At 66.7% G+C, this 14,258-nt stretch carries 10 protein-coding genes; 4 read left to right on the forward strand and 6 right to left on the reverse strand.

Annotation, left to right across the window (positions count from 1 at the left end; all coding sequences use genetic code 11):
- The first annotated feature begins 55 nt into the window (after positions 1-55).
- Positions 56-1,378, forward strand: coding sequence for a hypothetical protein (locus KA261_06065; GenBank protein MBP7697357.1), 1,323 nt, complete (start codon positions 56-58; stop codon positions 1,376-1,378).
- 105 nt (positions 1,379-1,483) lie between these two features.
- Here KA261_06065 and KA261_06070 read toward each other — a convergent pair whose 3' ends face one another.
- From KA261_06070 to KA261_06090, 5 genes are all read right to left on the reverse strand, one after another.
- On the reverse strand, positions 1,484-2,188 hold the full coding sequence (locus KA261_06070; GenBank protein ID MBP7697358.1) for a hypothetical protein: 705 nt from the start codon (positions 2,186-2,188) through the stop codon (positions 1,484-1,486).
- Positions 2,178-2,813: a L,D-transpeptidase gene (locus tag KA261_06075; protein MBP7697359.1), complete on the reverse strand. Its 636-nt coding sequence runs from the start codon at positions 2,811-2,813 to the stop codon at positions 2,178-2,180. Before KA261_06075 ends, KA261_06070 begins: the two co-directional genes overlap by 11 nt.
- Positions 2,810-3,880, reverse strand: coding sequence for a L,D-transpeptidase (locus KA261_06080; GenBank protein MBP7697360.1), 1,071 nt, complete (start codon positions 3,878-3,880; stop codon positions 2,810-2,812). The genes KA261_06075 and KA261_06080 overlap by 4 nt, the downstream gene beginning before the upstream one ends.
- Before the next feature lie 104 nt (positions 3,881-3,984).
- Positions 3,985-4,584: a hypothetical protein gene (locus KA261_06085; GenBank protein ID MBP7697361.1), complete on the reverse strand. Its 600-nt coding sequence runs from the start codon at positions 4,582-4,584 to the stop codon at positions 3,985-3,987.
- A gap of 405 nt (positions 4,585-4,989) precedes the next feature.
- Positions 4,990-5,214 carry a hypothetical protein gene (locus KA261_06090; protein ID MBP7697362.1) on the reverse strand — a complete coding sequence of 75 codons (225 nt, stop codon included), beginning with the start codon at positions 5,212-5,214 and terminating at the stop codon, positions 4,990-4,992.
- 617 nt (positions 5,215-5,831) lie between these two features.
- On the opposite strand from KA261_06090, the gene KA261_06095 reads away from it, so the two are divergent.
- The 3 genes from KA261_06095 (at position 5,832) to KA261_06105 (ending at position 9,674) form a co-directional block, all read left to right on the forward strand.
- Complete coding sequence (locus KA261_06095) at positions 5,832-6,863, forward strand: pyridoxal-phosphate dependent enzyme (GenBank protein ID MBP7697363.1); 1,032 nt, start codon at positions 5,832-5,834, stop codon at positions 6,861-6,863.
- An 8-nt stretch (positions 6,864-6,871) separates the two neighbouring features.
- A complete protein-coding gene (locus KA261_06100; GenBank protein ID MBP7697364.1) occupies positions 6,872-8,050 on the forward strand; it encodes a PLP-dependent transferase in 1,179 nt (392 codons plus the stop codon).
- Positions 8,051-8,156: 106 nt separating this feature from the next.
- Positions 8,157-9,674, forward strand: a complete 1,518-nt coding sequence (locus tag KA261_06105; GenBank protein ID MBP7697365.1) for a redoxin domain-containing protein — start codon at positions 8,157-8,159, stop codon at positions 9,672-9,674.
- A gap of 87 nt (positions 9,675-9,761) precedes the next feature.
- Here the strand turns inward: KA261_06105 and KA261_06110 are convergent, their stop codons facing one another.
- Positions 9,762-14,138, reverse strand: a complete 4,377-nt coding sequence (locus KA261_06110; GenBank protein ID MBP7697366.1) for a hypothetical protein — start codon at positions 14,136-14,138, stop codon at positions 9,762-9,764.
- Positions 14,139-14,258 lie beyond the last annotated feature (120 nt).

Here is a 14,258-nt window from a genome sequence, read left to right on the forward strand (position 1 = left end):
CGGTCTCCTCCCCGGTCGGTCTTTCGGGGCGGGAACCGCCGGAGAGGAGGATCGCATGAGGTTTCTCAACATCGTCATCCTGCTGTGGGCGGTAGCCGCGTCCGGCGCGGCGGCTCAGACGGCCGCGTCCGCCGACGCCTGCGAGGACTGTCATCAGAAGCAGACCGCGGGGCTCCACCGGCAGTGGCAGGAGTCGCTCCACGGCCAGTACGGGGTGGGCTGCCGGGACTGCCACGCGGCGGCCGAGGGCGACCCGGACGCCTTTGCGCACAACGGGGCCCTGATCGCCACCCTGGTCACGCCGGCCGATTGCCGCGCCTGCCACGAGAAGGAGGCGACGGAGGTGGAGCGTTCGTACCATGCGACGGCGGGGCAGATTCTGGAGTCCAACGACGCCTATCTCGCCCATGTGGCGGGGGGCGCGCCCGCGGCGATCGCCGGGTGCGAGAACTGCCACGGCGCGAAGGTGCAGATCGACCCGAACCGGCCCAACCGGCTGGCCCGGCAGTCCTGGCCGAATGCCGGAATCGGAAGGATCAACCCGGACGGCAGCAAGGGCTCGTGCACCGCTTGCCACACCCGCCACACGTTTTCGGCGGCGCAGGCCCGCCGGCCCGAGGCGTGCGGCAAGTGCCACCTCGGTCCGGATCACCCGCAGCGCGAGATCTACGACGAGTCGAAGCACGGTAACGCGTTCTACACCAACGTCGACAAGATGAAGCTCGCCGGCGACAGTTGGGTGGTCGGGCGCGACTACGCCGCGGCCCCGACCTGCGCCACCTGCCACATAGGCGCCACCCCCGCATCCCCAGGCACCCACGACGTCGGGGAGCGGATCAGTTGGACGCTGCGGCCGGCAGTGTCGGTGCACAAGGAGAACTGGCAGGAAAAGCGGGCGGCGATGAAGCGCGTCTGCGCCAACTGCCACGGCGGCGGGTTCGTCGACGGCCACTACTACCAGTATGACGCGGTCGTGGCCCTGTACAACGAGAAGTTCGCCCGGCCGGCCGGGGAGATTCTCGCCCGCGTGCGCGCCCAGGGGCTGCTGGAGCGCCCGGCCTCGTTCGGCAACGAGATCGAGTGGACCTACTGGGAGATCTGGCACCACGAGGGCCGCCGCGCCCGCCACGGCGCCGCGATGATGGGGCCCGACTACACCTGGTGGCACGGTCTCTACGAGGTCGCCAAGCACTTCTACTTCGGGCTGCTTCCGGAGGCGCGGGCCTACGGCAACGCGGCGGTGAACGCGTATATCGACAGCCTCCTGGCCAACGACCCGATGCACGCCTGGGTCAACCGCGAAACCGACCAACTGACCCGCGAGATTCGGTCCGGAAAGATGCAGGAGATCTACGAGGCCATGTTCCCCGAACAATGAGCGGGAAGGCCGCCGGCTTAACGGGAACGGCCGGGGGACAGGCGGACGGCGCCATGGTCATGACTCTCGCGGTTCCGGCTTTTTTTGCGCGGCCCGGCGGGGAGGTTACTGCATCGCGGTGAGGATGGTCGGCGTGCCCGGCTCGCACACCGAGTACAGGGTGAGAGCCGCCTCGGCGTCCATCTGCACGCGCAACTGGGTGGTGAAGGGACGCTTGATGATCTGCTTGAGACCGGCCATGATGTTGCCGAACGCCGAGGTCGCCTGCCCCTTGACGGTGGTGCGCACGTCGAGCACGGCGCCCCCCTCCCATTCCAGGACAAAGCGCTCGGGGAGGAAGCGCTGGACCAGCGCGGGGTCGGCGTTGACGGCGTCGCAGATGATCTGGAGGATCGAATCGGGGATGACGCCGGCTCTGCTGAACATGTAACGGTCGCGGAGGAACGAGACCTCGACGTCGTCGCCGAGCAGGTCCAGGCCGAACTCGCGCAGCCGGTCGGTCACCTCGCCGGCCGAGAGCGCGGTGTCGTCGTCGACGACGGTGATGGGGACGGAGAAAACGACGGCGCCTTTGAGCTTCAGCAGCAGGGCCCGCCTGCCAGGGTCGATGACGAGGTAGGTGCGGTCGCCGCGGGCCAGTTCCATCTCAGCCAGGGCGCGCATGTACTCGCGCTCGAGGCGGGCTTCCCCGGGGTCGGCCGCGCCGGTGGTCTGGGAGGCCGCCTGCTGCTGTTCGCAGGAGGCGATAGCGGCGGCGGCGAGGACGCCGAGGGCGATCAGGGCGCGCAGCCGAGGGCGGCTAAAAGACATAGATCCTCGTGCCGATCGGCACTTTCTTGTAGAGGTAGCGCAGATCCTCCGCGCCGAGGCGGACACAGCCGTGGGTGACGTTGACGCCGAGGAGGCGCTCGTAGATGGTGCCGTGGATGAAATAGCCGTCGCCGAAACCGATGGCGTACTCGCCCATCATGCGCGGATCGAGCCGCTCGTTTTCGTCCTCGGGGACCGGTTCGTTTTCTTCGACAAACGCCCAGTCAGGCTTGCGCCACCACGGATCCTTGATCTTGCTCGTGACTTTGTACATTCCGCGCGGGGTGTCGAACACCCAGCGCCGCCCGGTGGTGGAGTCGGTCAGTTCGGCCCCCGAACCGGCCGAGCAGACCGCTTCGAACAGCACGCTGTCGGCGGTGCGCAGCGACAGCTTGCTCGCGTGGGTGTTGATCACGATATACGGCTCCCGGGGGGCGACCCGCTTGAGGTCGCGCTGCAAAAGCGCGAGCTGGCTGCGCAGCGAGCGGCCCTCGGGCAGCCGGGCGGCGGTGTCGCCGACCACCTGCGCCGCGCGCGACCCGTCGGCCTCGTCCGGAGGCGACAGGTAGATGGCGGCGAAGGTGACCGTCAGCGCGACGATGAGCACAATCACGACATATCTCATGGCCACTTGTCGGAGCGCCGGACAATCGTCACGGGCATCCCTTTCTGCACGTGCTGGAACAGTTCGTCGATGTCCTCGTTGGACAGGGCCACACAGCCATCGGTCCAATCGCGGTTCTGACCGCCCTCGCCGTGAACTTCGATCAGGCCGCCGATTTTGGCGCCCGAGGAAATGACCCCGGCTTTCTTATTCTCCATAAACCGCCGGCGGTCCAGTTCGTTCGGGTAATTCAGCATGAGGGCGCGGTAGTACTTGCTGCCGCGGCGCCGCACTTCGGTCACCCGGTACATCCCCTCCGGCGTCGCACCGTCGCCCGCGAACAGCTTCTGGCGCGAGGGGTTGTGGCCGAGGTCGGCCGGCCAGGATTTCACGAGCCGCCCGCTGGACACCAGGTAGGCCCGGTGCGCCGCTTTGTCGACAATGAGGGCCGACGTCCCGGTGGCCCGGGATTCCTGGATCGTTTCGTTCACCCAGCGCCGCCAGGTGCTGATGTGGCGGGACTCATCGCGCATGTACTCGTCGACAATGTCGCGAATCCGTCCGAGCGAATCCCGCACGTCATCCATCACCTCCATGGCCTCGGCGTACTTGCCGGAGTCGATCAGGCGGCGGCCGATCTGGAGGCCGAGTTCGGCGTTGGTCAGCCGTTTTTCCGCGCCGTGGAGGCGGAGGAACCCATTGAGCGCCTCCCGCCAGGTCTTAAGCTCGGTCAGCAGCTCGTCGCGCCGGGCGAGCGCGGCATCGCGGGCGCGGTCGTGCCGGACCTTGGCCGAATCGGAGGCGGCCACGGCGGTTTGGAGCGCCCGGGTGAGCAGCGACTCGGCGGCGGCAAAATCCCGGAACGGCCCGATCCGGCCGTTCTGTCGGGCCATTTCCAGACGGCCCGATAGGAGCAGGCTGTCGGCCTGGCGCAGCAGCGAATCGGCGTAGGCGCCGGTCGTCTGCGTGCGCACCCGGCGCACAGCCGAATCGGCCTGCCGGTACAGCCCCTCGGGGGCATCCTCGCACCCGCCCAGGCCGCCGATCAGAACGGCGGCGAAAGTCAGTCTGCGCAGCGTCCGTCGCACCTGCCGTCGTGCCCCGTCATCGAAGGAGTTCTCCTACAAGAACACCCCGGAGACCGATTCTGTGCAAGGGTCCCCGGGGCCGTATGTTGTCGCGGGGGCAGCGGTCAGCGCTGGCCCGTGCGCGAGAAGGCGGTATTGACTTCGTTGATCAGGCTGTTGAGGCGCTGGCTGACGGCCTCGACTTTGGTCTTGGCGACCAGGAACTGACCGCGGTCGAAGTCGGCCCGGGCATCGGCGAGCGCGGTGGTCGCCGAGGACAACTCGCCCCGCATGAGCTCGATCTCAGCCTTGTTCCCCTTGCCGCGGGGGGCCTTGTCGACAAGCTGCGTGGCCTGGGTCAACACGCTGTCGGCCTGCGTCAACAGACCGGCCACCAGCACCCGCACGCGCTCCTTCTCTTCAGCGGCAGCGGTAGCGGCCTGCTCAGAGAGGGTCTGGGCGCGGACGAACATCTCGGCCGCTTTCCCGTAGCGGCGGAACAGCGAAAACTTGCCGTCCTGCTCGGCCTTGAGGGCCTTGGCGGAATTCAGCGTGTCCAGTGCAGCCTGGAACGCTTCGGGCGCGTACTGCTCGGCTTCGGCCGCGACTGCCGCCTGCATAGCGGCTTCACTGGCCTGCATTTCCGCTTCCGGGGCTTTCGAGCAACCGGCCGCCGCCAGAAGCATCGCGAGCGCCACTAGAGCCAGCGACACACGCTTGAACATATCACACTACCTCACTGCCGGGAGTTGTTGGTTTGCATGAAAAAAAAGACATGCTCAAGTCCCCGGCGAACTTGCACACGTCTGGTTGCGTTAGCAGTGATCCTTAACGTGCCGCGCATCCCAGATCCAGCCGGCACTCCTTGGTTGTCTCTCTTTTGCGGTTGTCGCGTCGGTATCCGGCGCGCGGTCGCTCACCTTCAAATCTGTCCTAACTGGTCCGAGTTTCCAGCCCGGTAATTTATCGCGCCAATCCGGTTTGTCAAGGATATAATTTTCGCCCCCGCTCGCCCTCATGACCGATACCCGCCGGCGCGATGATCCGGGGCGCAGCCCATGCAGGAACAGCGCCCGGAAAAATCGGCCCGGGAGATGCCCCGCGCAACGACCGCCGGCGCCCTCCGCCGGCTACCGCTCGTCGTCCTCTCCTCCCAAAAAACGGTCCTCGGAATCCTCCTCAAAGTCGACCTCTTCCTCATCGAGCGTGTCGAATTCATCGTCGAGTTCCTGGTCTTCCTCGTCATCGTACCGGTCCTGGGCAGCGGACTCGGCGCAATCGATCGAGCAGAACACCCGGTTCCCGCGCTTGATCGGCTTGCCCGTGATTTTGTCGCCACACTCGGCGCAACGCATTTTCGACTCCCTCAGAACAAGTTCAAGGTGCTAGCGGAAACCGGCTAATTATGTGCTCCGGTTTCCGAGAAGCAAACTTTTTTTTACACCGATGAAATGAGGAAAGAGTTCGCACACACACCGGTCCCGGATCAACAAGCACCATCGTACTATATTGATTGACAATGATATAACAAAATATGAAGGGTCCCGCGTCCTTGGCCGGGAAACGGGACCCTGAGGAAGTTTATTGACGGAGCCGCGGTTGGCTAGCGGCTCATAATGGGGTCGGCATAGAAGAACAGCGCGAGCTGCTCGGAGAGAACACGGTCGGCGATCATGGCGACACCTCTCAGTTCGGTCGGTTTCGTGGACGGGCGGTCCGCCGGTGTTCGTGATTGAATATACGGGCAGCCGGGCGGGCGGTTGCGGGGAAAAGGCGCGCGCGGCCGGATCGCGCACGATGCATCGGCTGTCTCGCGCGCTCCCGCGGGTGCGGCCCGCCGCCATGGCCTTGACACAGGTTCTCCGCGCCCGCTATACTACGGGCCGGCGTCGAACTTTCCCGGCCCTCCGGTGTTCTGGACCGTGCGAACGCCCGAAAACAACGACCCAGACAAGAGAGAGATTATTTGTCCATGAACAGCCACAACCCCACACCTCTCCCGGCCCGCCTCCGGGACATTGCCTACGCCGAGGATATGACCGAGACAGCCGGCAACACCCCGCTCGTCCGGCTCCGCGTGCTGCCCCGGGAATGGGGGATCAAGGCGACGATCCTGGTCAAACCGGAGTTTCTCAACCCGACCGGCTCGGTGAAAGACCGCATGGCGATCTACCTGCTGCGGCAGGCGGAGCGCAAAGGGGAGCTGTCGCCGGGGGGGACGATTGTCGAGGCGACCTCCGGGAACACCGGCGCGGCGGTGGCCATGTTCGCCGCCGCCCACGGTTACCGCGCCATCCTGACTATCCCCGACAAGATGTCGGCGGAGAAGATCAACGCGCTCCGGGCGTTCGGGGCCCAGGTCCATGTCTGCCCGACCGCGGTTGCACCGGAGGATCCCCGCTCCTACTACGAGACCGCCAAACGGATCGCCCGCGAGACGCCGCACTCGTACTTCGTCGGGCAGTATTTCAACACCGACAACATCGAGGCCCACTACCGCACGACCGGCCCGGAAATCTGGCGCCAGACCAAGGGGAAGATCGATGTCCTCGTCGGCGGCATCGGCACCGGCGGCACCGTCTCCGGCACCGCCCGCTACCTCAAGGAGCAGAACCCGAAAGTCGCCGTGATCGCCGCCGACCCCGAGGGTTCGGTCTTCTACCACTACTTCAAAACCGGCGCTCTCCCCGAGGCGCACCCCTACCTGGTGGAGGGGATCGGCGATGACTTCCTCTGCCCGACGCTTGATCTGACGGTGATCGACGACATCTGCCAGGTGAGCGACCGGGACTGTTTCCTCATGGCCCGCGATCTCACGCGCAAAGAGGGCATCTGCGGCGGCGGTTCCTCCGGCGGGATCGTGCTGGCGGCGCTCCGCTACGCGCAGGAAGCCGATCTGGCCGAGGACAAACTGCTCGTGGCGATTCTCCCCGACCACGGGAACAAGTATATCAGCAAAATTTTCAACGACGAGTGGATGCGCGAGAAAGGATTCATCGAGTAGAGGCGCTTATGGCTCACGACCGCAGCAAGAACTGGCAGTTCGAAACCACCGCGATCCACTCCGGCCGCGTGCCGGAGGACGGCACGCGCTCGGTGACCACCCCGATCTACCCCAGCTCGACCTACCGTGTCGACTATCCGGGGGATGAGTCGGGCTACGTGTACGCCCGCTGGAAAAACCCGACGCGGCTGGCGCTCGAGGAGACGCTGGCGAAACTCGAGCGGGGGACGAAGGCGGCGGCGTTCGCCTCCGGGCTGGCCGCGCTCGACGCGGTGCTCAAACTACTCAAAACCGGCGACCACGTGGTGGCGGTCGACGATCTCTACGGCGGCACGATGCGCCAGTTCGAGCGGATCGGACGGCGCTTCGGGCTGGATTTCACCTATGTTGACGGGCGCGACCCGAAGAATCTCGAGAGCGCCATCCGCCCGAACACCCGGCTCTTCTGGCTCGAGACCCCGACGAACCCGCTCATGCACCTCGTGGACATCGAGAAAGTCGCGGCGGTCGCGAAGGAGCGCGGGATCCTGGTCGGGGTCGACAACACTTTCGCCACGCCCTACCTCCAGCAGCCCCTCGAACTCGGCGCCGACATCGTCCTCCACTCGATGACCAAGTACCTCGGCGGCCACTGCGACCTCGTGGCCGGCGCGCTCATTGTGAAGGATTCCTCGCTCGGTGAGCAGCTCTGGTTCAACCAGTACGCCGGCGGGGCGCACTTGGGACCGTGGGAATCCTGGCTCGTGCTGCGGGGGCTGAAAACGCTCGCGCTGCGCATGGAGCGGCACTCGGTCAACGCCATGAAGATCGCGGAGTACCTCGAGACGGTCGAGGCGGTGGAGAAGGTGTATTTTCCGGGGCTCGACGGCCGGCCGGTGCCGAACCGCATGCGCCTTCCGGGCGGCATGGTGGCGTTCACGATCGCGCCGCAGTTCGATTTCGAGGCGGTCAAGCGGTTCGTGATGGCGCTGCGGGTGTTCGTGCTGGCCGAGTCGCTCGGCGGGGTGGAGTCGCTGGTGAACCACCCGGCGGCGATGACCCATTCCTCGATTCCCAGGGAAATCCGCGAGCCGCGGGGGATCACCGACGGCCTGGTGCGGCTGTCGGTCGGGATCGAACATATCGATGATCTGCTGATCGACCTGCGGTCGGCGTTCGACGCGCTGACGCAGTCGGCCCGGGCCTGAGCGGCCCGGGCGGGCCGGCGGCGCGCCCAATATCTGCGCTTGCCTCGGCGGCCGGGGATCATCTTATTATCTCCGACGAACTCATACCACCGAAAGGAGTTGCCCCGTGCCTCACAAAACGACCGTCGCCGCGCTCGTTCTCGGCGGACTGGCGCTGCTTGTTCTCGGCTGCTCAGGCGGGTCGGACGATTCGCCGCGCCTGACGCTCCCGACTGCCTACGACCAGGCTCTCATCACCCAGTACATCCAGTTGAGCAACGAGGGGTACGGCGCCCTCGAGCGGGGCCAACAGGATTCCGCGCTGGCGGCGTTCCGGAAACAGGCGGAGGTGATTCCCGAGGGACGGTGGGGGCTGTACAACCTCGCCTGCGCCTACAGCCGGATGGGGAACGCCGACGCGGCGCTGGCCTATCTCGACACGGCCGTCACCCGCGGCTGGACCGTAGTCGATCATCTCGAAAACGACCCGGACCTCGCTCCGCTGCGGGACGACCCGCGCTTCGCCGCGATCCTGGACAAGGCCCGCCAGCTCGATACGGAGAAGATGGGGATGCTGGCGGCGGGCCTGCCGCGCGACGTGACGCCGCCGCAGGGAATCACCGACTCCGCGGCGCTGGTGGCGTGGTTTGACGGGCAGCAGGAGATTCTCCGCGTCAACAGCCAGGTCTGGCACCCCTGGCAGACCGCTGCGGCCAACCTTGACCTCGAGGCGAAGCGGCTGGCCGCTACCGAGGCGCTCCTGGGCGACCGTTTCGACTACGACCTCGAGCGCATCATCTCGCTGGGCCGCATGAACTCCCCCTACGACGAGAAGTGGGGGGCGGTCTCGCAGACTATCATGAAGGAAGTCGACGCTTACCTGGCGACCTCGCCGAACGCAGAATCGGCCTCGGAGGCCTGCTACCGCGGGGTGGCGGCGGCCATCATGGAGCACGGTCCCGCCGCGACCGGCACGCCCGAGGGGCAGGCGGCGCTGGCCAAAGCGGAGAGCTACTACGGCCGGATGGACTCGTCCTACCGCCGCTATGGCGGGGCGGAGGGGTGGATCCTGGCGGCCCGCCTCGGCGCCGCCGGGGAGGCGCGCGAGACGCTCTATCCGCAGATCAAAGATTTCGCCGCCCGCAACGCCGCCGATGAGAATGCGATGGCGGTCGCCAAGACGCTCTTTCCCGCCGACATGGTGAAGGCGAGCTGGCCGATCCCGCTGACGGCCACCGATATCGACGGCAAGCCGGTGTCGCTCGAGGACTACAGGGGCAAAGTGCTCCTGCTGGATTTCTGGGCCACCTGGTGCGGCCCGTGCCGCGCGGAACTGCCCTACCTGAAAGCCGCATACGAGAAATACAGATCCCAGGGATTCGACATCCTGTCGATCTCGCTCGACTATCCCAACCAGACGACCCAGGATGCCTACCGGGCGTGGATCACCGAGGCCGGGATGCCCTGGCGCCACGTCTACGACGAACAGAACTGGACCGGCGGCATCACCCAGGCCTTCGCGGTCGGCTCGATCCCCTCGCCTTTTTTGATCGGCAAGGACGGGACGCTGATCGCCATGCATGACACCTGCCGCGGCCCGGCGCTCGATACGCTCATTCAGAAAGCGCTGGCAATGCAGATGTAGCCCGGCTTGCGTGTGACCGGTCCGCAGAGCACGAAGGCGGCCCCCGCGCGGAGGCCGCCTTCTCTTATGACATCTTCACCGCTTGAGCTACGGCCGCGGCGAGGGAACCGGAGCGGCGCCGCCGACCGCCCCAAAATCAGGAACGACTTCTTCGGGCGCGCCCGGGAAACCGCAGGCGGGAGGCGCCGATCCGCCTCGGAAGACATAGTTGACCAGGTACGTGATATCTACCACACTCACGGGGCCGATCAGGCTGACCCCCAGGCCTCCGTTGACGTTGGAGTGCTCCGGGCAACCCGGCTCCGCCCCGCCGCGGAAGACCTGGCGGATGAGGGCGGTGATGTCGGCGACCGTCACCGAACCCTCGCCGGTGAGATCCCCCCGCAGCGCGCAGCATCCGGCGCAGGCCTCATCGACCGCATAAGCCCCGATCAGCGCGGCGCAGTTGTTCATTTCCGCCCGGCAGGGGGAGTGCACGAAGAGGTGGTAGTCGCCGCCGGTCGTGTCGCAGAACTGCGGGTTGCGGGTCAGGTTGTCGCCTGTTCCCAGCCCGGCGAGGCAGCCGCTCCAGTCGCCCCCCGCGTTGCCGAAGAGATCGGTGCAGGAGACCGTTACGGCGCCGGGGTGCGCCGGGTCGAAGGCCACCGGCGGGCTCCCCTGGCCATAGGCGAGGATGCAGCGCTCGAGCGTGACGTGCGACGCGGAAGCCCACACCGCCGAACCCAGCGGGGCGGCGTTGCCGGCAAACGTGCAGCCGACAAACCGGATCTCACACGAGTCGAGCCACACCGCCCCTCCGGCCGAGTCGGCCCGGTTGGCGATAAAGGCACAGCCTTCGAAGACGGGACTCCCGCCCCGACAGACCACCGCCCCGGCGGACCGCCCCCGCGTCGCCTCAAACCGGCAGTCGCGGATCGACGGACTGCTCCCGTTCAGGTCCAGCACCCGGCCGTCGAGCGTATCATTTCCGAAGTTGCGCAGAGTCAGATCGCGCAGCACAAACGTGCTGTCCTCAAAACCCGCCAGCGGCACTCCGATCTTGGTCGAGGCGATCACATTGGGTGACAGCCCGCCGTCGATGACGGTCGCCGCGGCGCCGTGAACCGACTCGATCACCAGCTGTTTTCCCCAGAAACTGAGGAAGGCGCCGGGATAGACGCCGTCGCCGATGCGGATGGTGTCGCCGTTGTTGGCGAGATCGGCGGCGCGCTGGACGGAGGCCAGCGGCGCGCCCTCGTCGCCCGTGCCGGTGGTGTCGTTGCCGGTTACGGCCACCCACCGGACCGCTCCGCCCGGATCCGTGACGACCGGACCGTAAAACCGGTGGGCCGCGGTGACGGCGCCGGCGGCGGCCGCGCCGTGCTCATCGCGCGCCTCGAACCAGTACGTGTACGAGGGATCGGGCGGGAGGTCTTGCACCACCGCCGCGTACACTTGGCCCGCCGAGCGCGCGCCCGACACCGCCGTCATCGGGAACGGACTTCCGACCGCCGGTCCCCCGGTGAGGGCGCTGTAAAGGTGCACCCGCGGGTAGCCGGGCAGCGGCAGGTCGCCGTCGGGATCGCTGAACTCGACGCGGAACTCGAAGGCGGTGCCGGGATTCCCCCACTGCGGGACCACGCCTTTCCGCTCGTAGCCGGGCTCGCCGGTCAGGGCGAGGGCCGGGGCCGAATTGGGCGTCCGCAGGGCCGCCAGCAGTGCCCGGGCATCGAGCGTGTCCATGTGGTACAAATGGAAACCGAAGAGGTGCACGTCGGACGTGTCATCGAAGAAAGCCACCCGACTCTTGACGCCGACGATCCCTCCCTCCTGCAGGGAGGTGGCCGGCGCGAGCGACCGAAAGACGTGCGTGGCGACGGCATCGGCCGAGGGATCCGACGAAAGCGTAAAGGTCGCCACCGAGGGGGGACTGGTTTCCGGCCAGAACGTGGTCCAGTTCGCAGCGAGCGGGAAGGCGGCGGTGTCGCAGGAGAGCGACGGGAAACCGCCGCCGATCGGCTCCGCCGTATGGAAGGCGAAGATGCTGTCGACGTGGGGGATGCCGTTGGTGTAATAGTAGCCGTAGCCCGTGCAGGTGGCGGAGTCGACGCCGAACCAGGAGCGAACGGACGATGGCAGCGCCCGCGTCCCGGGCCCCGTCAGGTAGCCCATCCCGTAGTACGCCCCCAGGTTCGAGAAGCAGACGAGTTTCCCTCCGGACTTCAGGTACCGCTCGAGAGCGACCGGAAATCCGCCGGTGGGGCTCGGGAAGCCGTCGTGGAACGGGCCGTCGATGATCACCATGTCGTACGGCATGAGCTGAAGCCACTGCGGGTCAGCGGCGTTGATGTAATCAAAAATCTCGTAGCGGAACGCCGCCTGATAGAACTGCTCGCAGAAGGCGGTCGGGGAGAAGATTCCGCCCGGCCCCGACGCCGTCTTCGTCAGCACCATGAGGCTCTTGTCCCGCACCGGCACCCGCAGCACCTTGACCGGCCGCGGGGCCGACTCGAACCCGTAGGCGTTGACCGCCGTGATGAGGAAATCGGCGCTGTCGGCGACGGTTTCTGTAAACGACGATTCGAGCGCCGGCACCTCCAAGTACGGCGCCATGCGGTAGTAGTAGTACCACCTGCCGTCCGCCGTCACGCTGTCGAACGGCTCGCCGTAGGACGAAGCGGCCAGCCGGCCTTCGCTGTAGAAGGGCGCGAAGTACCGGGTGCCCCGGTACACATGGTAGCGGTCGACGCCCGCCTGGGCGGGCCAGTGAACAACCGCCTCCTCCTCCCCCGGCACAAACCACATGGACCTGACATCCGGCGCACTGGGGCTCGGGACGTGGATGAACTCCGACGTGCTCAAGGCCCCCGCGCCGGCGGCGGAGACGTGGGCGATATTGACGGCGGCGAACACGCCGGGGTCGCACGGCAGGACAGCCTTGTACGTCCGGCCGGCGGTGCCGGCGAGAACCGGCGATTCGGGAATGAGCCAGGGGGGCACAGCGCCCGGGTGCGGGAGAAGCCCCGGATCGAGCGGCGTGACATAGATGTTGTACCCGGTCACTTCGTCGTACACCCACGGATCCCACTCCAACGAGAGGTCGGAGTGCCCGTACCCCGGGGCGACTTCCAGCCAGGCGGGCGCCTGCAGCGGATCCAGCAGGAGCGGCAGCGCCGTCTCGCCGGCGGCCGCGCCGGCTGCGAGCCGCTCGAGACCCAGGTTGTCACGGTACGCGGCCGGGTCAGCGGGAAGATGGGCCAGGTTCCCGGGGACAGTGTGGATGGAGTCCGCCGTGAACATGGAGAAGATCACGCGGAAGCTGGAATCGGGAGCGAGGGTGAACGGGCCGAGGGAGAGGAGGAAGCGCGCGTCATAGCCATTGCACAGATCGACTGCCAGCGCGGCCGGCGGCGTCAGCCACAGCGGATCGGCCGAGTCGATCGCCGCCGTGGCGAACTGGTCGTAGTCCCATTCCCGATGGCGCAGCACGTAATACTTGTTGGCGTCGCCGGTCGGCGTGCCGAGACCGCCGGTGCCGAAATCACGGAAAGGGTCATCCGGGGCGCCGCGCAGCCGGGGCCCGAAATCGAGTTCGGCATACCCGTTGGAGATCCACCAGTTGCAGTTTGTGTCGGACGGGGACTGGGAGGCGTTCAGGAAGCGGGCCGCAAGCGCCCGCAACTTCTCCGGCTCACCCGACCCGAAATCCCCGTTGTTATCGATGATGTACGCCGTGCCGACCTCCCGCACCGCTCCGGCGAGATCGTCAGTCCACCCCTCACCCGTGCTTCCGACCCAAACGACGTCGCCGTCCACGTACAGCCCGACATAACCCGCCTCGATCAGTTCGCTGCCGATGTTGGTGATGACTGCGTCATAGAAGATGTGTTTGTCCAGGGGCGGGGTGCGCCAGGCGTGGCTGCGCAACGCGACTTTCACGTCCAGCGGCCGGTGAGTGCTGTCGATCGGATCCTCGCTCGGGCACGATGCGCACGTATCGGTGAACGACGTCCGCAGGCCGAAATCCGACACGGCGGGAAAACGATCAACCTCCGGCACGAGCCGAGGGGGGAAAAACTCCTCCACGTTTACCCAACCGTCGTATGTAACCGACACGAGGGTGTCGTTGCCGACGACACCGCCAACCCAGAGGCCCCCGGTGAACAGGTAATCGACTCCGCTGTAGGCGGGCGTTTCGAATCCCTGGGACGGCCATGAATCCACCCACGGACCATAGAAGAACCTAAGGCCGAACTTACCGGCGGCCGTGAACGCGGCATTGATCTCCCCTGTCTGCTGGACGCCGTAGGCCGTCGGCCAGACCACACCGGGATCGCAGACGGAATCGGGAGAAAGCGCCAGGGGCGGGAGTGCGGGCCGCCCCGGGTCGGACTCGACGGGCGGCAGCGGACTGCGGGCGACGACCGATATCGCCAGGAGCACGACGGCAACCAGCACCGTCGACGCGGATGCGCGGCATGTCATGGGAGAGACCTCCTTGGGGGCCCTGCGGCCGATTCAGCGGTTGGACCGGTTTTGCGCCAAGAAACACGACCGGCGCACCGAAAGCAAGGCCAATCTCTCCATGTTCCCCTCCGCGGCCGC

The sequence above is a fragment of the Candidatus Zixiibacteriota bacterium genome (genome assembly GCA_017999435.1).
Lineage (GTDB): Bacteria > Zixibacteria > MSB-5A5 > GN15 > FEB-12 > JAGNLV01.

What these genes read in the sequence shown, in the direction of transcription:
- KA261_06065 (MBP7697357.1), top strand. Translation starts at nt 56, where the DNA reads ATGAGGTTTCTCAACATCGTCATCCTGCTGTGGGCGGTAGCCGCGTCC.
- KA261_06070 (MBP7697358.1), bottom strand. Translation starts at nt 2,188, where the DNA reads ATGTCTTTTAGCCGCCCTCGGCTGCGCGCCCTGATCGCCCTCGGCGTC.
- KA261_06075 (MBP7697359.1), bottom strand. Translation starts at nt 2,813, where the DNA reads ATGAGATATGTCGTGATTGTGCTCATCGTCGCGCTGACGGTCACCTTC.
- KA261_06085 (MBP7697361.1), bottom strand. Translation starts at nt 4,584, where the DNA reads ATGTTCAAGCGTGTGTCGCTGGCTCTAGTGGCGCTCGCGATGCTTCTG.
- KA261_06090 (MBP7697362.1), bottom strand. Translation starts at nt 5,214, where the DNA reads ATGCGTTGCGCCGAGTGTGGCGACAAAATCACGGGCAAGCCGATCAAG.
- KA261_06095 (MBP7697363.1), top strand. Translation starts at nt 5,832, where the DNA reads ATGAACAGCCACAACCCCACACCTCTCCCGGCCCGCCTCCGGGACATT.
- KA261_06100 (MBP7697364.1), top strand. Translation starts at nt 6,872, where the DNA reads ATGGCTCACGACCGCAGCAAGAACTGGCAGTTCGAAACCACCGCGATC.
- KA261_06110 (MBP7697366.1), bottom strand. Translation starts at nt 14,138, where the DNA reads ATGACATGCCGCGCATCCGCGTCGACGGTGCTGGTTGCCGTCGTGCTC.